We start from the raw sequence: 23,214 nt of genomic DNA on the forward strand, positions 1-23,214 counted from the left end.
GCGTCGTTATATACCGCTATGTGATACGATACGGCCTTTCATTCAAGATAGCCTGTCTTGATCTTTGGTAACATTCCCCGACCGACATCGCGTGTCGGCCGCCCTGCAATGGCCTTTTCGCCTGTGGCGAAGCAGCGTAGGGAAGGGGTGGAAATGACGCAGGAACGATCCGCATGACAGCGCCGAAGGAACTCCGGGTCTCGAAGGACCGCAAGCTGCTTACCGTCACCTTTCCGGACCATCATCCGTTCGAATTGCCGGCCGAGCTGCTGCGCGTGCTGTCGCCCTCGGCGGAAGTGCAGGGCCATTCGCCGGAGCAGCGGGTCACCGTGCCCGGCAAGCGCAATGTCGCCATCCTCAAGATCGAGCCGGTCGGCAACTATGCGGTGCGCATCACCTTCGACGATTTCCACGACACCGGCATCTATACGTGGAACTACCTGCATGCGCTTGGTCACGAGAAGGAGGCGCGCTGGAATGCCTATCTCGCCGAATTGACCGAGAAAGGCCTCGGTCGCGACCGTTAGGTCTTGCCATCCGCTTTGTCGTCAAGGCGTCATGGATGTGGAGTAGCGCCGGCAAAGGTTCGGAGACGAAACAGATGTCTGTCATCACATCAGTCGAACAGCTTGAAGCGCTCTACGGCATTCCGGGCGAAGCCTCGATCGTCAAGGAACTCGACCACATCATTCCCGAATACGCCGCCTTCATCGAGACCTCGCCCTTCGCCGCACTGGCGACCGCCGGGCCGGAGGGGCTCGACTGCTCGCCGCGCGGCGACCTCGCCGGCTTCGTGCGCATCCACGATCCGAAGACGCTGATGATGCCGGACCGCCGCGGCAACAATCGCGCCGATTCGCTGAAGAACATCCTGCGCGATCCGCGCGTCGGCCTGCTGTTCCTGGTGCCGGGGTCCGGCACCACGCTTCGCGTCAACGGCCGTGCTCATATCACCACCGATGCCGAGCTCTGCGCCTCCTTCGGCGTCGACGGCAAGCCGGCGCGTTCGGTCACGGTGATTGCGGTCGATTCGGTCTATTTCCAGTGCGCCCGCGCCATCGTCCGGTCGGAGCTCTGGAACCCGGCGAAACATGTCGATCCGAAATCGCTGCCGACGCCCGGCCGGATCCTCGAGGTCACCAGCCGCCAGAGCATCGACGGCGAGACCTATGACAAGGAATGGCCAGAGCGGGCAAAGAAGACGATGTGGTAGGTGCGCCCGGCGCTCAGGCTTCGTTCAGCACATCGGCGATCTTGCGCATCTGCTCGCCGATCATGTCGCACTGCTCCGCAGTCGACTGGCTCATCGCCTTCTCGATCAGCGCCATGTGAACCTTCAGCGCCTGCATCAGCAGGGCTTCGCCTTCCACGGTCAGGCTGAGCCTGAGCACGCGCTTGTCCTTCTCGTCGCCCTCGCGGCGCAGCAGCCCGCGCGCTTCCAGCTGCGGCAGCAGCATGGTGATGTTGGAACGGCCGACCAAGAGCTTGCGGGCAAGGTCATGCTGCGACATGCCGGGATGGCGGTAGAGGTTCATCAGCACGTCGAGCTGCGCCGGCTTGAGATCCAGCGGCACCAGCTTCACTGCCAGCGTGCGCTCCACCACATGGCAGGCACGCGCCACCGCGACCCAGTTGCGAAAGCGCGGGTTGTCCCAGGGCAGGTCTTGTTTAATGTTCATGTTTGAACTATTATGTTCATGCTTGAACGAATGGATGGATCGCCACTATGGCATCATTTGGACTGAAGGTCATCCGGGGCGTGTTCGGCGCGGCCGAGCATGTGGCGCCCCGCCTCAGCGGCCGCGCCGCGTTCGAATTGTTCTGCCGCACGCCCAATGTGAAAGCCCTCAGCGACGGCGAACGCCGCGCCGTCGACCGGGCCGCGGCCTTCATGACCGAGGCGCGCCATCACCGGCTGAAAACGAAGACCGGCTGCGTCATGGTGCATGAATTCCGATCCGAGCCGGGCAGGGCGGCCGCCGGCACCGTGCTCGTCATCCATGGCTGGCGCTCGCGCACCGAATACATGCGTGCGCTGATCGAAGGTTATCGCCGGGCGGGCTACAGGGTGGTCTCGCTCGACCTGCCGGGCCACGGCCAGTCGCAGGGCCGCCGCCTGAACATGGTCAATGCGGTCGAGGCGGCGAAGGTCGCCGGCGAATGGTTCGGGCCATTCAGTGCGATCGTCGGCCATTCCTTCGGCGGCGCCGTTGCCGCCAACGCCGTCGCCGGTTCCGTCAGGGGCATCCAGCCCGTTGCCGCCGACAGGCTGGTGCTGATCGCGGCGCCGAGTTCCTTGCCGGCGATCTTCGCCGACTTCAGCCGCATGCTCAATGTCGGTCCGCGTTCGCAGCTTGCCATGGCCGACCGCGTCGAAAAGCTCTCCGGCAGGCCGCTCGGCGAATTCACCGGCGACCGCCAGCTTGCGGAAGCGCTGGTGCCGACGCTGGTCATCCATGCGCCCGACGACCGCGAGGTCTCGGCCGACCATGCCACGCGCTATGCCGGCGCCGGCGATCACGTCAGCCTGCATTGGGCCGACGGGCTCGGCCATCGCCGCATCCTCGCCGACAAGGGCGTAGTCGAACACGCCGTCCGCTTCGCGACCGGGCATGGCGAATCGACGCTGATGCATTGAAGCGCGGTCAGTCAGCCTTCTTCTTCTGCCCGGGCTCGACCGGCAGCCCGGCCGCTTTCCAGGCGGTGAAACCGCCGAGGATGTGCTTGACCGGTGAAAGCCCCATGTCCTGCGCCGTCTTGGTGGCCAGGGCCGAGCGCCAGCCGCCGGCGCAGAAGAAGACAAAACTCTTGCCCGAGGCGAAGAACGGCTTGTGGTAGGGGCTTTCCGGATCGATCCAGAATTCCAGCATGCCCCGCGTCACATGCCTGGCGCCTGGTATCCTGCCGTCGCGCTCGACTTCGCGCGGATCGCGCAGGTCGATGAAGATCGTATCCTCGTCCTCGATCAGCCCCGCCGCTTCCTCCGGCGAAACCACCTCGATCTCGGCATTGGCCTCATCGAGCAACTGTCGATATCCCTTTTTCACCGGCGCATTCCTCTCGAGGCTAGTCTTGAGGATTTCCAGCACAACGGCCGGCGTTTGTCACGCCGCGCCGAGGCCGGCGATGCGCCTATGCCTCCATCGTCCGGGCCGTCTCCACAACCGTCCGGCATCGTCCCCCGGCGGAGCCGGACCAGGGGCTGATTCGTCGCCGGCGCCGCCTCGATCACGGACTGCTGCGCCAGCGCCCGATGCAACCGGTATAGGCCAAAGCCGGTTTGCCCAAGACCGTCACAAACTTGTGAAACTGTTCTGCAACAGGCGCGCCGAAATTTATGGAAGCTTAACGAAATCGGTATGAATCGGTATAATCGCGCCTTACATCCGCCATGCGGTGGGCGTGACCGTCTAGCGGCGCGGAACGGGAGCCGGTTCACAACCGGAGCGGGTGATCATGAGAATTTTCGGAAACAAAGCCACGGTGATGCCGCTTGCGGTCGCTGCGGCGCTGAGCCTCGGCATGCCGCAGGCGAGCGCACAGGGCCTGTTCGACATGCTGTTCGGTGGCGGCGTCCGGCATAACCCGCAAGGCGAATTCCCGCCGCCGCCCAAGCCGAAGCCCAACAAGGTGCCGGGTGGCGGCGGCTCCAAGATCAGCAGCCCGTCCTATTACACCTACAAGGCCGACCGGCTGGTGCGTGTCGACTTCGCCGCGCTGACGTCGTCGCCAGCGCCGGCAGCGGCAACGGAGCCGGAGAAGCCACAGGACGCAGCCTTCGTGCCGTCGGTGACCGGCAATGCCTTCCATGAGGCGATCGCCGGACTTGGAGACTATGAGCTTTATGCCGAGCCCTACATCGCCAAGGCGCTGATCGCCTATTACTCGGCCAATCCGGATTTCATCTGGGTGACGGACACCGCTCCGAACAGCCGCGCGCAGGATGCGGTGCGGGTGCTTGGCGAGGCGGCGAGCTACGGCCTGACGCCCGCCGACTATACGGTCGACATTCCAGCCGCGTCATCCTCGGCCAGCGCGAACGAGCGCCTGAAAGAGCTCGTCCGCTTCGAGATGGCGCTGTCGGCGCGCGTGCTGCGCTATGCCCATGATGCCCAGAGCGGCCGCGTCGAACCCAATCGCATGACCGGCTACTATGATTTCCCGGCCAAGCCGCTGGACATGGAAGGCGTGCTGAAGACGCTGGCGCATACGCAGGAGGTGCGCACCTATCTGGAATCGCGACACCCGCAGAACCCGGAGTATCAGGCGCTGCGCGTCGAGCTGGAAGCGCTGCAGGCGAGCGAGGAGAACGAGATCGTCGTCGATCCCAAGCTGTTGCTGAAGCCCGGCGAGAGCAGCCCCGAATTGCCGAAGCTTTTGACGCTGATCGCGCGCAACCTCGACGACGAGATGGGCGGCGATTATGGCGACGTCCTCGTCAGGCTGGGCAAGAGCGAACTCTACGATCCCGAACTGGTGCCGGTCATCAAGGCGGTGCAGAAGCGGGCCGGCATGAAGGGCGACGGCGTCATCGGGCCGCGCACCGTCGCTTCGCTGGCCGGAACCTCCAAGGCCGACAAGGTCACTAAGGTCAAGGTTGCGCTGGAAGAACTGCGCTGGCTGCCTTCCGACCTCGGCAGTCCGCGCGTCTTCATCAACCAGCCGGCCTTCACCGCCAGCTATATCGACAATGGCGAAGAGAAGCTGAAGACCCGCGTCGTCGTCGGCAAGGTCACAAACCAGACCGCCTTCTTCTACGACCAGATCGAGCAGGTCGATTTCCATCCCTATTGGGGTGTGCCGCAGTCGATCATCGTCAACGAGATGCTGCCCAGGCTGCGCAACGATCCCGGCTATCTCGACCGCGCCGGCTACGAGGTGACGGATTCGAGCGGGCGGCGCGTGCCGTCATCGGCGGTCAATTGGGGCGCCTACGGCGCCAACATTCCCTACAGCGTGCGCCAGCAGCCGAGCGAGGCCAATGCGCTGGGCGAGCTGAAGATCCTGTTCCCCAACAAGCATGCCATCTACATGCACGACACGCCGCAGAAGTCCTTCTTCGAGCGCGACATGCGGGCGCTGAGCCATGGCTGCGTGCGCTTGCAGGACCCGCGCGGCATGGCGGCGGCGGTGCTCGGTACCTCGGTCGACTATGTCGCCGAGAAGCTGAAGCACGGGCATTCGACCGAAAAGGTGACCCGCACCATCCCGGTCTATGTCGCCTATTTCACCGCGTGGCCCGACATGGCCGGCAATGTCGAATACTTCGACGACGTCTATGATCGCGACACGCGGCTGATGCAGGCGCTCGACGCGACCGAGGCAGTGCGGTCTCCGGCGAGCTAGTCGGCACCCTCAGGCACGCTCGAAAAGCGGACGCCTGAAGCCGGCGTCGCGCCCGGCGATCAGCCAATAGATCAGGCCGGCAACCGAGCCGGCGGCGGTGATGATGCCCGTGTCGGCCCAGCGCTCCGGACTCTCCGGGGCGTCCGGCCAGATCAGCGCGAAACCCGCCGCCGCCGCGATGGCGCCGAAGACCATGTGCAGCAGGAAGCTGCGCAACGAAAAGAACTCCGCGATCAGCGCGAAGACGAGGGTTTGCATCCAGGTCAGGATGATCGTCAGGAAGTAGACGAACATGCCGAGCGGCGGCACCAGCAGGACCGCGATCGGGCTGACGCCCATGAGGTCGAAATAGGCTGGCGCGTTGGGCAGCGAACTGAGTATCCCATAGATCGCCGCCACGGCGATCAGCCCGACAAGCACCGCGACCAGATAGCCGGCAAGCATCATCAGGACGCGCTTCAATACGTGTTTTACCACTGCCCCGCACCCCCGTGCCCGCAATCGTGGAGCAGCAGTCAGCCATCAAAGGCGGTTCGACGCAAGGGGCGGCGCTCGCGCTCGCGTTCGCGGCGATCGGGAGGGGCGCCCTGCACCGATGGCCGAGCACCCCGCGCAAGCGCGCGTCTATCGGGCCTCGCTGGGTTCGGCGGTCACCGGATCATAGGCGATTTCGACCTTCGCCCGGTCGGTCGTGTAATAGGTGACGGTGTAGACGCCGTCGTCCCAGTCGACTTCCTTCACATAGCGGAAGTCGGCGCGTTGCTCGACCTTGGCAAGGATTTCCGACAGTTTCTTGGCATTGGGCGGCGGCAGCGGCTTTGCATCGGCCGCGAAGGCCGGCCCGCCGAGGAGAAGAACAGTAAGGCCGGTCGCCAAAACAACAGTACGCATGATAGCCCCTCATCTCGTGCTCGCATGTGTGCCGTAAGGAACTCGCTCGCGTCCCGGTTGGTTCCGCCAGTGAGCACAACGCCTGTTCCAGGTCGGCATGGCGGACCGCGGGGCGGCGCCGTCGTCGATGTGCTTTCGCCACGTCTGAAATATATAAACCGATGATATTTCAATACGTAAGCGAAAATTCGCGAGGCAGAACTTGAGTAACAAACGGCTAACCATGCAGCCGGTCGCGCGCTGCGTTCTATTAGCGGATCGTGGTAGAGCTTTTGCGAAGACCCTGTTAGACTTGCCGACATAACAGGGTGGCAACGGCGCGCCGAGCCTGCCGAGGATTTTCCGTCGGCAAACGGCGAAGTGTTCAACAAAGCGGAAGTCGCCCGTGCTGGACCGCAAGCAGGGACCGGGGGCTTTGACCATGGCTGAACGGAACTACACCCGTCAGCTGGCGACCATCATTTCTATCGACGCCGTCGGATTCTCGCGCTTGATGGGCATCGACGACGAGCTGGCCGTCGCCGCCTTCGAGGAGAGGCGCGACATCATCGCCGACAGTTGCGCCGCGTTCGGCGGCCGTACCTTCGGCGATGCCGGCGACAGCATCATGGCCGAATTCGGCAACCCGATCGAGGCCCTGCGCGCCGCCTTCGATTTCCAGGGCCGGGTCGTCGCGCTCAATGCTTCCGTGGCCGAGGACATGCGCATGCCGTTCCGGGCCGGCATCAACACCGGCGACGTCATCGTGCGCGAGGGGAGGCTCTACGGCGACGACGTCAACATCGCCGCCAGGCTGCAGGAGTTCGCGCCGCATGACGGGCTCGCCATCTCGGAGACGACATGGCACCACGTGAAGGACAAGACAGCCGCCGAGTTCACCGATCTCGGCGAATTCATGCTGAAGAACATCGCCTTGCCGGTGCGCGTCCTGATAGCCGGCCGCGGCGGCGGCAGCGGAGCGTCGCCGGCGGCGCCGCTCGCTGCCATTTCCCCCGCCTTCAGCCCGCAAAAGGCGCCGCCCAAGGGCCCGCCAGCAATCGCCGTGCTGCCTTTCGCAGGCAATGGCGGCGAGCGCGATGTCGGCTACATGGCCGATGGCATCGCCGAGGACATCATCTACGGCCTCTCGAATACGAGGTGGCTTTCGGTGATCGCCAAGAGTTCCAGCTTCCAGTTCCGCGACGACAGCCTGGGAACCCGGGTGATCGGCAATGCGCTGGGCGCGCGCTACATCGTCAGCGGCACGCTGACGCGCAATGGCGGGCAGATCCGGCTCAACACTTCGCTGGCCGATACGTCGAATGGGCGTCTGGTCTGGTCGCAGCGCTTCGACCGCGACCTTGTCGACATCTTCAAGCTGCGCGACCAGATCGGCAGCGAGATCGTCTCCATGCTCGACAAGGAAGTCGACCGGGCCGAACAGGCGCGCACCTTCCAGGTGCCATGGGAAAGCCTTGAGACCTGGCAATTGGTGCGACGCGGCCGCTGGCACATGAACCGGCGTACGCGCGGCGATACCGAGATCGCCCTCGATTTCTTCGAAAAGGCCTATCGTGAGGACCCCAATTCCAGCGCCGTGCTGAATGAGCTGGCATGGTGGTATTTCTGGCGGGCGTGGCTGCGTTTCGGCGACAGTGACGACCTCGACAAGGTCCAGCAGTACGCGCGCAAGGCCTTGCTGATGGACAGCCTGGATGCGCGTCCGCACGCCCATCTCGGCGTCATCGATATCATGCGGGGACAGCCGCGGGCCGCGATCGAGCATCTGAAGGAAGCGCTGCACATCAACCCGAGCTTTGCCTTCGCGCGCTCGGCCATGGGCAGCGCCAAGCTTTTGCTCGGGGACGCCGCCGATGCGATACCGTTCTTCCTCGACACCGAGCGGCTGAGCCCCTTCGACCTCTATCGGTTCCACAATCTGGGAGAACTGGCGGTCGCCTACAGTTTCGTCGAGAACTGGCCGGCCGTGATCGCCACCGCCGACCGCTCGCTCAACCTGTCGCCCGGCTACTTCTACGCCAGGTATCTGAAGATCGGCGCGCTCATGCGCAGCGGCCGCGCGGATGAGGCCAGGCGCGAGTTGGCAATTTTCGAGACAAGGCATCCGGATTTCTCCGAACAGCGCGTGCGCTGGATCCCGTTCGCCGACAAATCCGCCAATGAATTCCTCATTGCCAATTTCAAACTGGCGAGGTCGGCGACGTGATTTCGCGGGCCGGCTGGTGGCTGGATGTGATGACTGTGAAGAGAATCACATACGCCGGATCGATGCAAACCTAGGCCATGAGACGGCCGGTATCGCAATGACGTGGACAGCCGGGGGGCTTGAACGCGAATGATCAAGTTAAAGTATTTCGATAAGGTCCGCGCAGCCCAGAAAAGCCAGCGACCGCTGTCGGAAATGCCGCCTTTCGACATCGAACGGCTCCGCACCAACGGCCTGGCGTCGCGCATCGTCGGCTTCTTCTTCAACGATCCCCGCTGGGCCCTCGCGCTGCTGCGCCGCTTCAAGCCGAACCTCGGTTTCGGCAATTTCCTGCTCGTCACCAGGAATGCCGACGTTCGCGACATATTGGAGCGCGGCGACGAGTTCGAGACGCCTTACGGGCCGGAGATGGCCGAACTGGCGCGGGGCTCGAACTTCATCCTCGGCATGCAGGACGGCGCCGCCTACCGGCAGATGAAATCGTCGGTGCTGAGCGCCTTTCCGCCGGCCGAGGTCGAGGCCAAGGTTCGGCCGATCGCGGCGCGCCATTCCAGGGACATCATGACGGCCGCCAGCCCCGGCTTCGACGCCATCGCCGGGCTGCTGAAGATCCTGCCGGTGCATATCTGCCGCGACTATTTCGGGCTTGAGATCGACGACGAATCCGAGTTCGCCGACTGGGCGATCGCCCTGAGCGCGCTGTTCTTTTCCGATCCTACGGCCAAACCAGTCACGCGCGAGCTTGCCGTTGTCGGCGGCGATCGGCTGATCAAGGTCATCGACCGCTCCATCGACGCGATCAGGGAAAAGGGCCAGAAGGACCAGCCGCTGGCGCGGCTTGTCGCCTTGCTCGACCAGGGCCGGCTGTCGCGCCCCGACATCCATTCGATCATGCTGGGCATGATCGCCGGCTTCGTGCCGACCAATGTGCTGGCCGGCGGCAATTGCCTGGACGTCATCCTGTCGCGGCCCGATGCCAGGCAGGCCATCGACGCGGCGCTCGCCGAAAACGACACGGCGAAGCTGGACCGGGCGATCATGGAGGCCATGCGCTTCAAGCCGATCTGGGTCGGCCCGTGGCGCTATACCTCGCGCGACGCGACCATCGCCAGGGGGACGCGCCGCGAGCGGCTGGTGAAGGCCGGAACGGTGGTGATGCCGGCGACACTGTCGGCGATGTTCGACCCTGACGCGGTGCAGAACCCGAACGATTTCGATACCACGCGCCCGCATCGCGACTATCTGGTGTTCGGGCACGGCATCCATCTGTGCATCGGCGCCGAGATCGCCAGGATCCAGATCGGCGAAAGCCTGCGCGCGCTGTTCGGCAAGCAGAAGCTGCGCCGCGCCAGCGGCAGGGTCGGACGCCTGAGCAACATCGGCGCCTATCCGGAAAGCCTCACGGTCGATTTCGAGCAGCCGGCGTTCTGCCACACCGTCGATCAGTCGATGGTGACAGTGGTCTGTCCGGTCGTCCGGCCCGTGCCGCTGGACGCCATCCGCGACAAGGTCGCCATGCTTGGCAATCCGGCCATCGAGGAGATGAGCGCCGCTCTCGACACCGCCGGCACCATTCACTTCACCAGCCTCGCCGTGGCCGGCACCGGCGAAATCGACGAAGCTTCCGGTGTCGAGAAAGGCGCTCTGGTTCTCGAAATCTCCGGCGACGGCAGCGCCAGCGAGGTCATCGATGCCGTCTCCCAGGCCATCGGCCACCGGCTGCGGCCGATCTTCAAGGACGTCTGCGGCCTGCCAGATGGCGGCGCGCTGAGCGACTTCCTGCGCAAGCACAATATCGAGATATCGCCATCCTTCGGCAGCAATGCAGGACTGGTGTTTTCCGGCACGCCGGGTCATTCGGTCCGCCGCATCCTGGCCGAAGCCGAGCTTGCCGGCATCGTGCGCGACATCGCCGAGCGGCCGCGCGCCGGCAATGGCGACGCCGCCGCCGTGCTTGCCGAGGCGCGCCGGCATGTGCGCTCGCTGGGCAGGTTCGACTGGGCTTTCCAGCCGGCCGAAAGCCTGCTCGAAAGCCCGCCCGGAAAATGGTGGCGGGCCATCACCACCACGCTGCTGGCGCCGCCCATGCTGGTGGCCGTCGCGGTCGTGGTGCTCGTCTCCTGGAAGCTGACCTACAAGCTGGTGTTCGGCGACCCGAGCGGTCTCAGCTTCGCCACCATCGCCATCGCCGGCACGGCGCTTCTGTTGGCCGTGCTCGGGCTCATCGCGATGATCGCGGTGGCGCTTGGCGTCTGCTTCATCGCCTTGCGGCGCATCGAAGACATCGACCGTCCGCACAACACGCCGGTCGACCTGCAGGCGCTGGACAAGATCATCGTGCATGAGGATCGCGCCGCGCAAAACCATATGACGGCGATCTCGACGATGAAGGCCGGGCTCCTGCGGCGGCTGGCGCTCAGGCTGTCTTTCTACCTGATCTCGATCACGGCCCGGAAAGTGTACCGGCCAGGCTTCCTCGGCACCATCAACACCATCCATTTCGCCCGCTGGGTGCTTTTGCCAGGCACCAACAGGCTGATGTTCTTCTCCAACTATGGCGGCAGCTGGGAGAGCTACCTGGAGGATTTCATCGCCAAGGCCGCTTCCGGGCTCACCGGTGTGTGGAGCAACACCGAGGGCTATCCGCGCACGCGCTGGCTCTTCCTCGATGGCGCGCGCGACGGCGACCGGTTCAAGCGCTGGGCACGGCGGCAGCAGGTGCCGACTTTGTTCTGGTATTCGGCCTACCGCGAGCTCAATACCGCGGCCATCCGGATCAATTCCCGGATCAGGCGCGGCATTGCTTCGGCTAGCGACAACGAGGCGCGCGACTGGCTGAGCCTGTTCGGTTCGCTGCCGCGGCTGGTGACCGAAAGAACCGCCGTTCAGAAAACCACCTCGCTGCTGGCCAATATCAGTTCGGCCTTCCCGCCGCCGCTCGAGCAGCAGCTCGAAACCGGCGAGATCCAGTCCATCTTCTTCGGTCCGTTCGGAGCGCTGGCGCATGCGCATATGCTGGCGATCGCCATACCGGAGACCCTGTCCAGGGCAAGCCGCAAGGCCTGGCTCGAATTCGTCGTTGCCCGCGCGAGCTTTGGCGATGGCGTGCCGCGCGAACGCGCCTTGACGCTGGCATTCGGCCCTGACGGCCTTCGCCGCCTCGGACTGGGCGGCGGCGTCGACGGCGACCCGCTCGGCACGTTCCCCGTCGCCTTTCGCCACGGCATGGGCAATCCCGAACGCAGCCGTATCCTGGACGATCTCGGCGACAGCGTTCCCGACAATTGGCAGTGGGGTTCACTGCAGAAACCGGTGCACGCCGTCGTCGTCTGCTATGCGGAAAGCCCCGAGATACTGAAAACCGAGCTGGCCGCGCTGAAGAAAAAGACGTCGGGCGCGGGGATGGTGCTGGTTTCGGAACTGCCGCTCGCGGTGAAGCGGGAAGGCAAGCGCGCGGTCGAGCATTTCGGCTTCGTCGACGGCGTCTCGCAACCGATCGTCAGGGGCACGGCGCGGGCCAACGCGGGTGCTGCACCCATGCATCTGGTCGCGCCCGGCGAATTCCTGTTCGGGTATCGCGACGAGCACGGCTTCTATCCGGCTTCACCCTCCGTTCCGGCCGCCCAGGACCGCTCCGGCATCCTGTCGGCCGTGCGCCGCAACCGGCAGATCGCCGGACAGCCGCCACCGCCGCACGATTTCGGCCGCAACGGCTCCTTCCTCGTGATGCGCCAGTTCGAACAGCACGTCGAACGCTTCGAGGATTACTGCAAGGCGGCCGCCGCGCAGGCAGCGGGCGAGACTGGCAATCCGGCGATCACGCCGCGCTGGGTGGCCGCCAAGATGCTCGGCCGCTGGCCGGACGGCAGCTCGCTGGTGCGCAACCCCGACGGCCGGCCCGGACGCGGCGTCGACAATGATTTCACCCTCGGCGTCGAGGATCCGCAGGGACATCGCTGCCCGCTCGGCGCACACATACGCCGCTCCAATCCGCGCGACTCGCTTGGCGAGGACCGCGAGACGCAGATCCAGATCGGCAAGCGCCACCGTATCATCCGCGTCGGCCGCCCCTACCAGAAGCAGGACCGGAAGGGTGCAAAGGTCGAGAAGGGCCTGCTGTTCATGTGCCTCAACGCCGACATCGAGCGCCAGTACGAATTCATGCAGCAGACCTGGGTCTCATCGACCTCGTTCCAGGGGCTGGTCGGCGAAAAGGATCCGACGATCGGCTCGCGCAGCGGTGACGGCAGGTTCACCATCCCATCCTGGGAAGGCGTAACGGTGCTGAAAGGGATACCGCAATTCGTCACCACGCGGGGAGGGGGCTATTTCTTCATGCCCGGCAAATCCGCGCTGCGCTATCTGATCTCGCGGCTCTGATTCGGGTGCCGAATGGCGAAATGAGGCCCTCAGTCGTCGTCCTGCGATTCGGCAATGGTACTGAGCGCCCTGGCGTCGGTTATGCGCAGGCCGCCGCGCTTGATGTCGATGATCCGGCGGCTGCGCCAGTCGTTCAGCGTCTTGTTGACCGACTCGCGCGTCGCGCCGAGGAACTCCCCCAGCTCCGATTGCGAGATCGGTATCCAGCCGTCCCCGTCGGCCATCACGCCGCCCAGGAACACCAGCCGCTTGGCCAGCCTGGCCTCGATGCCGAAGAAGGCCTGATCGCCGAGCTCGCCGCTGACCCAGCGCAGCCGGGCGCACAGCAAATCGATCATGGCGCGCGCAAGCGGGGGATTTTTCTCAATCCGATCAAAGAGTTGCGCGCGGCTTAGCGAAACCAGCTCGCACGCGGTGAGGCAGATGGCGGTTGCCGTGCGCGGGCGTCCGTCGAGCGCGCCGATCTCGCCGACCAGGCTGCGCGACAATTCGATATTGGCGACCAGCTTCTGGCCGCCGGGCGAATAGATCGAGATCTCCACAGTGCCGCTCATGACGCCGTAGATGCGGTCGGCGGCATCCTCCTGGACGAAGAGGTGCTGGCCGGCGGCATAGCGCTCGACCTTGCAGCCGCTGAACAGAAGTTCGAACTGGCGCGGATCGATCCGCGCCAGGCGCGGCAGGTCGTTCCTGTCGTTCGCGCTGGCGAAAGCCATGTTGATGTCCCGATTGCCGCCCTCGCCGAAGTTTACGGCAACAAAGGACGGCGTCAAAGCCCCCGGCGTTTATCCATGCAGTTGCGCGGTCAGATGGCGCGGCGTTGCCTCAACCTGGTGTCCGATGCGCAGTGCGCGGAAGGCCGTCCGCGCGCGCGGCGGGAGGAGCCGTGACGCGCGCGGACGGCAACAGTGAAACCTCCGGCGATCGAAAATCCCTGCCTGGACCGGTTGCCTTCCAGATCGCGCAGACTTCACTCGGCTGGCCGACAGATGTTGGCCGAGCCGCATTACGTTGCGCGAGAACCCGCTGAAGGTCTGTGAAGGCTGTCACATCGCGGCAGGCCACGCGATTGCCGGCGCGCGCAGGCATGGTGGCGGCTCGTCGCGTGAAGGGCTTCTCAAGAGTGTAGGTGCAATTCAGTGAAGGCCAACCATCCAACCGTTTCGTCAGGTTGGATGGTGGGCGATGCAGGGATTGAACCTGCGACCCCACCCGTGTGAAGGGTGTGCTCTCCCGCTGAGCTAATCGCCCGCTCGTTGCCCGAAGGCCAAGCGAGCCGCGATATAAGGGAGGCAGGCTGCCGAAGTCAAGCGATGTGCCGCTGGTCCCCGAAGGATCGCGATTGCGGGATCGGCGGACCGGATACGGCCTTGTTTTTGCTCAGGCCGCGGCGTCGATCAGCCGCTCGGCCAAGCCGAGCGTCAGCGCGTCGAAATGCGAGATCACCGCCGACGGCTCGAATTCCCTGACATGGCGCTCGGTGTAGCCGAAATCGACGGCCACCACCGGAATGCCGGCGGCCTTGGCGGTATCGATGTCGGTCTGCGAATCGCCGACCATCACCGCGCGGTGCGGGTCGCCGCCGGCCAGCCTGATGGTTTCGGTGAGATGGCGCGGGTCGGGCTTGCGGAAGGCGAAGGTGTCCTGGCCGGCGATCGCGGCGAAATACCGCGCCAGGCCAAGCGCGCCGATCAGCGCCACCGAATTGCCCTCGTATTTGTTGGTGCAGATCGCCAGCAAATAACCGGCGGCCTTGAAGCGGTCGAGCGCCTCGACAACGCCGGGGTAGGGGCGCGACTTGCCGGGAATGTTGAGCGTGTAGTGGTCGAGGAACAGCTGCAGCAGCCGGTCATGCTCCTCCACCGCCAGCGCCCGCTGCTGCGCGGCATGCGCCCGCTCGATCATCACCCGCCCGCCATGGCCGACGAAGCGCTTGAAGCCGGCCTCGTCGACAGCCGCCAGCGCATTGGCCGCCAGGCTGTGGTTCAAGCTGTCGAGCAGGTCCGGCGCCGTGTCGACCAGCGTCCCGTCGAGGTCGAACACGATGATCGGTCGGGTCATGGGCAGTCCTGTACGGTTGCGTCGCCAGAGGCGATAACCCCTGCGTCCCGATCAGGCAAGCCGGCTTGGTCAATCCACAGGCCTTAAGCACAAGCGCGGCCTTTGACCGCGCGGGCAAAAATGCTAGGAGCGCCCAAATCAGCCTTTCCCGGGGACGACGTGCAATCATGGATGCCAGGCAACTGAAGGTCGAAGCCGCGCGGTCCGCCCTTGGCCATGTCAGCGACGGCATGCGGCTCGGCATCGGCACGGGGTCGACGGCCGAGGAGTTCGTGCGGCTGCTCGCCGAGAAGGTCGCCACCGGGCTCCGGATCATCGGCGTGCCGACCTCGGAGCGCACCGCAGCACTCTGCAGCGAACTCGGCGTGCCGCTCTCGACGCTCGAGGAGACCCCGGAGCTCGACCTTACCGTCGACGGCGCAGACGAAGTCGACCCGGAGCTCACCCTGATCAAGGGGGGCGGCGGCGCGCTGCTGCGCGAGAAGATCGTCGCGGCTGCCTCCGCGCGCATGATCGTGATTGCCGACCAGTCCAAGATGGTGGAGACGCTTGGCCGCTTTCCGCTGCCGATCGAAGTCAACAAGTTCGGCCTGCGCGCGACCGAGATCGCGGTGACCGCGGCGGCCGCGAGCCTCGGCCTTGCCGGTCCGATTACATTGAGGATGACGGGGAGCCAGCCTTTTGTTACAGACGGCGGCCATTTTATCCTCGATGCATCTTTTGGCCGCATTCCGGATACAAGAGCGCTTTCGAATGCTCTCCATGCCATTCCAGGCGTTGTCGAGCACGGTCTTTTCATCGGGCTGGCTTCAGCGGCCATCATCGCCGGCGGCGAAGGCATCCAAACCGTCCATGCCGCCCGAAAACCAGGGAGTTCTATCGACCATGATGTTGCATAACCGGGTTCGCCGCTTCTCGGCCGCTCTGGCGGCTTCGGCTGTCCTTGCGCTGTCCTCGCCGGCGTTTTCGCAGGACGTCTCCGAATCGCATCTCAAGGCCGCGCGGGCCGCGGTTGCCGCGATCCACGCCACCGACCCGTTCGACAACATCCTGCCGCAGGCGGCGGCGGCGCTCGAGAACCAGCTGATCCAGAAGAACCCCGACATGCAGGAACTGATCGGCAAGACCGTTACCGAAAAGGCGATGGCGCTGGCGGCGCGGCGCGCCGATCTCGAAAAGGAGGCCGCCCTTGCCTATGCCAAGGTGTTCTCCGAAAAGGAACTCAACGACATCGCCACCTTCTACGGCTCCGATTCGGGCAAGAAGCTGCTCGACAGCGGCCCTGCGGTGACGCGCGATCTCGTCAAGGCAGCCGACATCTGGCAGAACGGCGTGGCCCGCGATCTCGCCCAGCAGGTCGGCGAAACGCTTGCCGCCGCGTCGAAGGCCGCCGCTCCGGCGGCGCCTGCGCCCGCCGATGCGAGCGCTCCTGCCGCCCCCGCCGATGGCGACGCTCCGGCCGATGGCGAGGCGCCTGCCGACAACACGCAGAACTGATTTGCCTTTACAGGCGGCATGACGGCCGCTGGACCAGAAAGCCCGGCTTTGTCCGGGCTTTTCTTTTGCCGCCCGGCAGCCTACCTGTGCCTCGGCCTTTCTCTGCAGGAGTTCCGTGATGACCGCTTACGACTACGATCTTTTCGTCATCGGCGGCGGCTCCGGCGGGGTGCGGGCGGCCCGTGTCGCGGCCGCACTCGGCAAGCGCGTCGGCATCGCCGAGGAATATCGCTATGGCGGCACCTGCGTCATCCGCGGCTGCGTGCCGAAGAAGCTTTACGTCTACGCCTCGCAGTTTCCGGAGCATTTCGCAGATGCCGCCGGTTACGGCTGGACGGTGCCCGAGGCCAGCTTCGACTGGCCGATGCTGGTCGCCAACAAGGACCGTGAGATCGCCCGGCTGGAAGCGATCTACGAGAAGAATGTGAAAGGTGCCGGCGGCGAGACGTTCCATTCGCGCGCCATGCTGGTCGACCCACATGTGGTGCATCTGCTCGGCGACGACCGCACCGTCACCGCCGACCAGATACTGATCGCCACCGGCGGGCGCCCGGCACCACATCCGGCCCTCGTCGGCCACGAGCACTGCATCTTCTCCAACGAAGCCTTCGACCTCAAGCAATTGCCGAAGGCGATCATGGTCGAGGGCGGCGGCTATATCGCCGTCGAATTCGCCAACATCTTCCACGGGCTCGGCGTCGAGACCACGCTGGTCTATCGCGGCAAGGAGATCCTTTCCCGCTTCGACATGGACCTCAGGCGCACGCTGCACGAGACGATGGAGAAGAAGGGCATCAGGATCCTGTGCCATGCGGTGTCGGAATGGGTGCGCAAGCGGCCGGATGGGCGCCTGGACGCGCTCGTCACCGGCGGCAAGGTGCTGACCGTCGACCAGGTGATGCTCGCCATCGGCCGCATCCCAAACACCGAGAACATGGGCCTGGAGGGAGTTGGCATCGAGCTCAGCAAGACCGGCGCCATCAATGTCGACAAATATTCGCGCACCAATATCGACAACATCTGGGCGATCGGCGACGTCACCAACCGCGTGCAGTTGACGCCGGTGGCGATTCACGAGGCGATGTGCTTCATCGAGACCGCCTTCAAAGGCAACCCGACCGCGCCCGACCATGACACAATCCCGACGGCGGTGTTCTCGCAGCCGGAGATCGGCACTGTCGGCCTGTCGGAGGACGAGGCGGTCAAACGCTTTGCCGACATCGAGATCTACCGCGCCAGCTTTCGGCCGATGCGGCATACGCTCTCCGGCCGCGACGAGAAGATGCTGATGAAGCTGGTGGTAGACGGCGCGTCTCGGAAGGTGCTCGGCGCCCATATCCTCGGGCCGGATGCCGGCGAGATGGCGCAGCTTCTGGGGATCCCACTGAAAGCAGGACTGACCAAGGAAGATTTCGACCGCACCATGGCCGTGCACCCGACGGCGGCGGAAGAGCTGGTCACCATGTACAAGCCGACCTACCGCGTGAAGGACGGCGAGCGCGTCTGAGATCGTGCGCATATCGCAAGGCCGCCACCAATTCTGTGGGCGACGGCCTTGCTAGCGGTCTACAGCAGCGTGCCGCGCAGGATCACCAGCGCCACCGAGAAGTAGATCACCAGGCCGGTGACGTCGACCAGCGTGGCGACGAACGGCGCCGAGGCGCTGGCCGGATCGAAGCCGATGCGCTTCAGCGCGAACGGCAGCATCGAGCCGGAGAGCGAGCCGAAGGTGACGATGCCGACCAACGCGGCGCCTACCGTGGCCGCAATCCGTTCCCAGTGTGGGCCGTAGTCGTAGAAGCCGAAATACTGCCACAGCGTGATACGGCAGATGCCGACGACGCCGAGGATCGCCCCGAGCACCAGGCCGGTCGGCAGTTCGCGCAGCGCCACCCGCCACCAGTCGCCAAGGCTGATCTCGCGCAGCGCCAGCGCCCGGATGACCAGCGACGTCGCCTGCGAGCCGGAGTTGCCCCCGGAACTCATGATCAGCGGAATGAAGAGGGTGAGCACGATCGCCTTCTCCAACTCGCCCTCATAGCTTTGCATGGCATTGGCGGTCAGCATCTCGCTGATGAACAGCGCGCAGAGCCAGCCGCCGCGTTTCTGGATCATGGCGAGGAAGCCCATCTTCATATAGGGCTCGTCGAGCGCCTCCATGCCGCCGAAACGATGCACGTCCTCGGTCGTCTCCTCGACCATCGTGTCGATGATGTCGTCGATGGTGACGATGCCGAGGATCTTGCCATGATCGACCACCGGCACGGCGAGCAGGTCGTATTTGGAGATCGTCTGCGCCAGCGTCTCTCGGTCGGTCAGGGGGGTGACGGTCACCGGCGCACGATCCGGCGCCACCGACAGGATAGGATCGTCGGGCTCGCCGGTAATCAGACGGCGCAGTCCGGTCGAGCGCACCAGAAGGTGCGTCTCCGGATCGACGATGTAGATCGCGTAGACGGTCTCGCGGGTGCGTTCGACCTTGCGGATGTAGTCGAGGGTGCGGCCGACGGTCCAGTCCGAAGGCACGCTGACGAATTCCGTCGTCATGATCGACGCGGCGCTGCCCTCCGGATAACCCAGAATGGATAGCAGCGTCGCGCGCAGCGGCGGCGCGAGCGCGCCGAGCAGTTCGGAACGGGCCGGCTCATCGAGCTCGCGCAAAATGTCGGCCGCGCGGTCGACGGACATGGCGGTCAAGAGCTTGCTGGCCTTGGCGCGCGGCAGGGCTTCGACGAGCTCCGGGGCGCTTTCGAGTTGCGGTTGGTCGAAGATCTCGACCAGGCGCTCGAAAGGCACGGCGCAAAGCAGCTCGATGGCTGTTTCGCGTGGTTCGTGGTTCAGCGCCTCGACGACGTCGGCGACGTGGTCGTTGGCAAGGACACGGGCGACGGCGATGGCTTCGTCGTCCAAGACGGGTACGAATTCGTTCATGGCTCACTCCTTGCCGTCCGGCAGGACGTGAGCCGTCAGGTCACGTCAAGGCGGACGGCGATTGCGTTCGACTGTGACTGTCGCCAGGCATGGCGGGTTGACCTTTCTGCTCGCGGGTTCGGGTTTGAATTCTGCGAGCCGGCGCAACATAGGAGCGCCTCGGCCCGAGTCAATCGCAAGGGCGCGGGAAAACCGCGGCCAATGGCAAGATCGCGACACTGTGATCGCCGTTCAACGGCCCAAGGAACAGCCTGATGCCGGAGGCCGATCGAAGAGAGGGGAGCGAGGCTATTTCTGCTTCAGCCGGCGCGAGAAGCGCAGCCATTTGTCCTCGGGCGGCCTGGGCTGCGCGAGGATGGTGGTGAGTTCGCGCGGCAGGCTCGGCGCGAGCGGCTTCTTGGTGGCGATGCCGTCACTGATCGCCACCACGCTGTGGTAGAAGTCGGCGCCCGTGAGCGAGCGCGGCGGCACGGCCTCATGCATGACGCTGATCACCGTGACATCGGGACAATTGTCCTTGATCGCCTGGTGGAAGGCGACCTTGCCTTCGGGATCGAGTGCGCCGGTCGCCTCGTCGAGGAACAAAAGGCCCGGCTGCTGCAGCACTATGCGGGCAACCACCAGCTTCTGCTTCTGGCCGCCCGAAAGCACCTGGTCCCAGTTCTTCCCGTCACGGCTTTCGTCGGCCAGGTGTTCGATGAAATCGCCAAGGCCTGCCTTGTGCAGCGCCGATGCGACCTGCGCATCGGTGTGGTCGCGTTCGGAGCCGGGCAGGCAGACCAGCTGCTTGAGCGACACCTGCTGCAGCTTGACCTCCTGGGCGGCGTAGAAGTTCTTGACCCCTTCCGGGAAGACGATGGTGCCACGGCCATAAGGCCACAGACCGTTGATCGCCTTGATCAGCGAGGTTTTGCCGCAGCCGGATTCGCCCTTGAGGAAGGTCCACTCGCCGCGCCGGAAGCGAAGGTTCGCGGCGCTCAGGAAGGGCGTCGCATCCTCGCCCTGATGCGCCAGCTCGAGCTTCTGGATGGTCAGGCCGAAGACGGGATTCTGGCCGGCATAGCTGAAGTCGGAGCGGCCGGTCTGCCGGTAGAATTCCTGCGGCTGCTGCACCTTCTCGATGGCGTTGGCCAGTTCCGTCACGCGCTGGCTGTTGGCCCGCAGCGTCGCGATGGCCGGCATGACATGGATGAACCAGGAGCACTGGCCGATCAGCGCGTTGACCATTTCGGAGCCGGTTATGTAGCCCTTGAGATCGAAGCCATTGTGGATGAAGGGCACCAGGCCCGGGCCATAGGCGACAATGCGGGCGCCGATGAAATTGTAGATCAGCTCGAACGAGTTGTAGCCGGTGTTGACGATGTTCAACCGCGCCCAGTTGCGGTCGATGTCGGCATAGAGCCGGTTGTGCATGGTCTTCTGGACATTCTCGCCTTGCGACGCGGCGACGTGGAAACTGCGGCGCAGGAAGGTGGTCAGCTCGCCGCGATAGCTGCCTTCCGACTGCTGCATCCTCACGTTGAGACGTTCCAGCAGCCTGCCCAGCTTGACCGCGATCCAGGTATTCAACGGCACGTAAATGGCGACGGCCAGGAAAGCCAGGACCGCGCTGCCGTAGCTGCCGAGGAATTCCAGTCCCCGCACTTCGACCGAGGTCTCGAGCAGCTTCTGGCCAACAAAGTAAAGCGAGGTGGCAACGGCGAGCACGCCCATGGCGAGGCCGATGGCTCCGCCGGTCATGTCCTTGATCGATTCCTGGACCCGCTGGTCGATGTTGTCGGGCGCCAGCGAGTCGGACGAACCGTGCTGGGCGTGGAAATGCGTGTGATTGGTGTCGAGGAGCGCCTCGTTGAAGCGGCCGTCCAGCCAGCCGCGCCATTTGCGGTGCAACGTTGCCGAAACAAGGCTGCGTATGCCGGTGAAGCCTGCATCCTTGAGCACGACGATAAGAATGAGGATGCCGGCGTTGGTGAGCAGCGTCTTCAGCGGGGTGGTATTTGCGGCGTCGTGGAAGAAAGCAATCGAATTGACCAGTTCACCCGACGCTTCGGCGAACCACACGCCGGACTTGCTGGACAACGCCGTGAGCAGCGCGATGACGAGGGTTAGGGTCCAGGCTTCCTTCCAGCGATCCGAGAACCAGTAGGCTCGCATCAGTCCCCAGAAGGTTCGCATCGACGACACCGGGGTCAGGGGCGGCTGCCTTCTGGCGTCGCTAGCACTTTTCTCCGATATTGAACGTCTCGGTCTGCCAACCCGAATCACGATCCCGCCCAAACCTTTTTAGTTTTGTTACGGATAGTAACACCAATTGATCATTTTCCATTAATTTTGTGTCGGCGAATGTGAACCGCCACACGAGCCGTTGCCCCTGCGCAACAGATCGCACCGCGATACGGTCGTGCTCAAACGGGATATTTCCCTTTCTTTCAATAAGTTGCGGCTCACTCATGTCGAGTGGAGGACCTTCCCTAAGGGAAACCAAAAACACGGTTTCGTGAACCGATCTGCTCTCCAGCTCAGCTGAATCTCCGTCCGAGGGCGAACCGGAGCGGTCGAAAATTTACCTGCTCGCGTCTTTCGGAGCCGGCCTTCGTGATGTTCCCGGGCAGGTCGAAACATGCCGGGAAGCGAACCGAAGGCGCCCGGCATCGTCCCGATACATCGATCCGCCATTGCTCTTTCAGGCGAACGCCGACTGTGTTCGACGTGCCGGCCGTTCGGTTTCGATTTTGCACCGGCCCTGGAGCGGAGGAGTTTTCTGATGTTTGCACGGACATTGTCAGCCGCGATGCTCTCGACACTCGCCTGGCTGGCGCCGGCACATGCCGGCAGCCAGACCATCCCGGCGAATGCCGAAGGTCAGGTCGAGTTCAACACGCCGTCAGGCAATATCGGCTGCATCTACACGCCGAAGGGCGGGACCAGCACCTATCAACCGCAGGACGGCGGCCCCGAGCTGAGCTGCTCGCGCGTCGAGCCGAGCTACATCACCGTCATCCTGGGGCCGAAGGGTCCCGCTACCCAGATCAAGAATCCCGGCGAGCAAGGCTGCTGCGGCGACGTCGCAAAGCTCGCCTACGGCAACAGCTGGAGCAAAGGATCGTTTTCCTGCCAGTCGTCGAAGAAGGGGCTGAGCTGTACGGGCAGCAACGGCCACGGCTTCTTCGTCAACAAGGCCAAGGTTACGGTGAAGTAAGCCGGTGTTGCTCAGCCGGCCGCTGTTTCCAGTTCGCCCCGCGCCTTGGCCGCGGCCACCTGGCGGATGGCGTCGGCGAGCGTGTCGGCTTCCTGCGCGCCCATCACCGCGTATTTGCCTTCGAGCAGGAAGCAGGGGACACCGGTGATGCCCATGCGCGAAGCGGTCGTGATTTCGGTGCGCACCGCCTCGACATCGGCATCGGTCGGCAGCAGCGTCTCGACCACGGACGCATCCATGCCGGCTTCGCGGGCGGCTGCCGTCAGCACGGCGTGATCGCCGAGATTCGCGCCTTCCTCGAAATTGAGCTGGAACAGCCGGCGCACCAGCCGGTTCTGCACCTCCTCGCCGGCGGCGCCCGCCCAGCGGATGACGCGGTGCGCGTCGAGCGTATTGGCTGCCACCTTGATGGCGTCGAAGGCGAAATGGATCCCTTCGGCCTCGCCCAGCGGCTCGATGCGGGCATGGATCTGGCGAACGCGCTCCTCGCTGCCGAACTTGGCGATCATGTAGGCGCGGCGATCCATGCCTTCGGGCGGGATGGTGGGGTCGAGCTGGAACGGCCGCCAGCGGACATGCACCTCGACGTCGCTGGCGGCGTCAATCGCCCTGTCGAGCCGTTTCTGGCCGATAAAGCACCACGGGCAGACGACATCGGATACGACATCCACCGTCACGGAATTCTCGCCGCTCATCCTCTGCT

19 protein-coding genes and 1 tRNA gene are annotated in these 23,214 nt (G+C 64.5%); 10 read left to right on the top strand and 10 right to left on the bottom strand.

The features are described 5' to 3' along the window. Positions 1-173: 173 nt before the first annotated feature. Positions 174-527, top strand: a complete 354-nt coding sequence (locus PU724_RS25740; RefSeq protein WP_127283136.1) for a gamma-butyrobetaine hydroxylase family protein — start codon at positions 174-176, stop codon at positions 525-527. A gap of 74 nt (positions 528-601) precedes the next feature. Beyond that, complete coding sequence (locus tag PU724_RS25745) at positions 602-1,213, top strand: pyridoxamine 5'-phosphate oxidase family protein (protein ID WP_127283135.1); 612 nt, start codon at positions 602-604, stop codon at positions 1,211-1,213. 13 nt (positions 1,214-1,226) lie between these two features. Here PU724_RS25745 and PU724_RS25750 read toward each other — a convergent pair whose 3' ends face one another. Beyond that, on the bottom strand, positions 1,227-1,679 hold the full coding sequence (locus PU724_RS25750; protein ID WP_292348786.1) for a MarR family winged helix-turn-helix transcriptional regulator: 453 nt from the start codon (positions 1,677-1,679) through the stop codon (positions 1,227-1,229). 47 nt (positions 1,680-1,726) lie between these two features. Between PU724_RS25750 and PU724_RS25755 the strand changes: the two genes are divergently transcribed. Further along, positions 1,727-2,638, top strand: a complete 912-nt coding sequence (locus tag PU724_RS25755; RefSeq protein WP_354421750.1) for an alpha/beta hydrolase — start codon at positions 1,727-1,729, stop codon at positions 2,636-2,638. Between the two features lie 7 nt (positions 2,639-2,645). Here the strand turns inward: PU724_RS25755 and PU724_RS25760 are convergent, their stop codons facing one another. Further along, positions 2,646-3,047 carry a rhodanese-like domain-containing protein gene (locus PU724_RS25760; protein ID WP_354421748.1) on the bottom strand — a complete coding sequence of 134 codons (402 nt, stop codon included), beginning with the start codon at positions 3,045-3,047 and terminating at the stop codon, positions 2,646-2,648. Positions 3,048-3,456: 409 nt separating this feature from the next. On the opposite strand from PU724_RS25760, the gene PU724_RS25765 reads away from it, so the two are divergent. Continuing rightward, positions 3,457-5,346 (top strand): L,D-transpeptidase family protein, encoded by a 1,890-nt coding sequence (locus PU724_RS25765; protein WP_354421746.1) that lies wholly within the window; start codon positions 3,457-3,459, stop codon positions 5,344-5,346. Positions 5,347-5,355: 9 nt separating this feature from the next. On the opposite strand, the gene PU724_RS25770 is transcribed toward PU724_RS25765, so the two are convergent. Together PU724_RS25770 and PU724_RS25775 are read right to left on the bottom strand one after the other, a co-directional pair. Next, positions 5,356-5,793 (bottom strand): hypothetical protein, encoded by a 438-nt coding sequence (locus tag PU724_RS25770; protein WP_128275373.1) that lies wholly within the window; start codon positions 5,791-5,793, stop codon positions 5,356-5,358. Positions 5,794-5,970: 177 nt separating this feature from the next. After that, positions 5,971-6,237 (bottom strand): PepSY domain-containing protein, encoded by a 267-nt coding sequence (locus PU724_RS25775; RefSeq protein WP_127283130.1) that lies wholly within the window; start codon positions 6,235-6,237, stop codon positions 5,971-5,973. Between the two features lie 421 nt (positions 6,238-6,658). On the opposite strand from PU724_RS25775, the gene PU724_RS25780 reads away from it, so the two are divergent. Both PU724_RS25780 and PU724_RS25785 read left to right on the top strand, forming a co-directional pair. Continuing rightward, positions 6,659-8,443 (top strand): adenylate/guanylate cyclase domain-containing protein, encoded by a 1,785-nt coding sequence (locus PU724_RS25780; RefSeq protein WP_354421744.1) that lies wholly within the window; start codon positions 6,659-6,661, stop codon positions 8,441-8,443. A gap of 129 nt (positions 8,444-8,572) precedes the next feature. Continuing rightward, on the top strand, positions 8,573-12,823 hold the full coding sequence (locus PU724_RS25785; RefSeq protein WP_354421741.1) for a cytochrome P450: 4,251 nt from the start codon (positions 8,573-8,575) through the stop codon (positions 12,821-12,823). A gap of 29 nt (positions 12,824-12,852) precedes the next feature. Here the strand turns inward: PU724_RS25785 and PU724_RS25790 are convergent, their stop codons facing one another. The 3 genes from PU724_RS25790 to PU724_RS25800 all read right to left on the bottom strand — a co-directional run bounded on the left by PU724_RS25790 (position 12,853) and on the right by PU724_RS25800 (position 14,884). Continuing rightward, positions 12,853-13,539, bottom strand: coding sequence for a Crp/Fnr family transcriptional regulator (locus PU724_RS25790; protein WP_127391624.1), 687 nt, complete (start codon positions 13,537-13,539; stop codon positions 12,853-12,855). A 460-nt stretch (positions 13,540-13,999) separates the two neighbouring features. Further along, positions 14,000-14,074, bottom strand: a tRNA-Val gene (locus tag PU724_RS25795). Between the two features lie 129 nt (positions 14,075-14,203). Then, complete coding sequence (locus PU724_RS25800; RefSeq protein WP_127286701.1) at positions 14,204-14,884, bottom strand: phosphoglycolate phosphatase; 681 nt, start codon at positions 14,882-14,884, stop codon at positions 14,204-14,206. A 164-nt stretch (positions 14,885-15,048) separates the two neighbouring features. Here PU724_RS25800 and rpiA point away from each other — a divergent pair, with 164 nt between their 5' ends. From rpiA to gor, 3 genes are all read left to right on the top strand, one after another. Then, a complete protein-coding gene (rpiA, locus tag PU724_RS25805; RefSeq protein ID WP_348630783.1) occupies positions 15,049-15,783 on the top strand; it encodes a ribose-5-phosphate isomerase RpiA in 735 nt (244 codons plus the stop codon). Then, positions 15,770-16,381 (top strand): DUF2059 domain-containing protein, encoded by a 612-nt coding sequence (locus PU724_RS25810; RefSeq protein ID WP_127391626.1) that lies wholly within the window; start codon positions 15,770-15,772, stop codon positions 16,379-16,381. Before rpiA ends, PU724_RS25810 begins: the two co-directional genes overlap by 14 nt. A gap of 118 nt (positions 16,382-16,499) precedes the next feature. Further along, positions 16,500-17,888 carry a glutathione-disulfide reductase gene (gene gor, locus PU724_RS25815; protein ID WP_127391627.1) on the top strand — a complete coding sequence of 463 codons (1,389 nt, stop codon included), beginning with the start codon at positions 16,500-16,502 and terminating at the stop codon, positions 17,886-17,888. Between the two features lie 59 nt (positions 17,889-17,947). Here gor and mgtE read toward each other — a convergent pair whose 3' ends face one another. Both mgtE and PU724_RS25825 read right to left on the bottom strand, forming a co-directional pair. Next, positions 17,948-19,312, bottom strand: coding sequence for a magnesium transporter (mgtE, locus tag PU724_RS25820; protein ID WP_135858442.1), 1,365 nt, complete (start codon positions 19,310-19,312; stop codon positions 17,948-17,950). 288 nt (positions 19,313-19,600) lie between these two features. Next, complete coding sequence (locus tag PU724_RS25825) at positions 19,601-21,487, bottom strand: ABC transporter ATP-binding protein/permease (RefSeq protein WP_354421738.1); 1,887 nt, start codon at positions 21,485-21,487, stop codon at positions 19,601-19,603. Positions 21,488-22,076: 589 nt separating this feature from the next. Here PU724_RS25825 and PU724_RS25830 point away from each other — a divergent pair. Next, positions 22,077-22,511, top strand: a complete 435-nt coding sequence (locus tag PU724_RS25830; RefSeq protein ID WP_354421736.1) for a hypothetical protein — start codon at positions 22,077-22,079, stop codon at positions 22,509-22,511. Positions 22,512-22,522: 11 nt separating this feature from the next. Here the strand turns inward: PU724_RS25830 and PU724_RS25835 are convergent, their stop codons facing one another. Next, positions 22,523-23,206, bottom strand: a complete 684-nt coding sequence (locus PU724_RS25835; RefSeq protein ID WP_354421734.1) for a DsbA family oxidoreductase — start codon at positions 23,204-23,206, stop codon at positions 22,523-22,525. Between the last annotated feature and the right edge of the window lie 8 nt (positions 23,207-23,214).

The organism is Mesorhizobium abyssinicae (assembly GCF_049887195.1).
Taxonomy (GTDB): Bacteria; Pseudomonadota; Alphaproteobacteria; order Rhizobiales; family Rhizobiaceae; genus Mesorhizobium; species Mesorhizobium abyssinicae.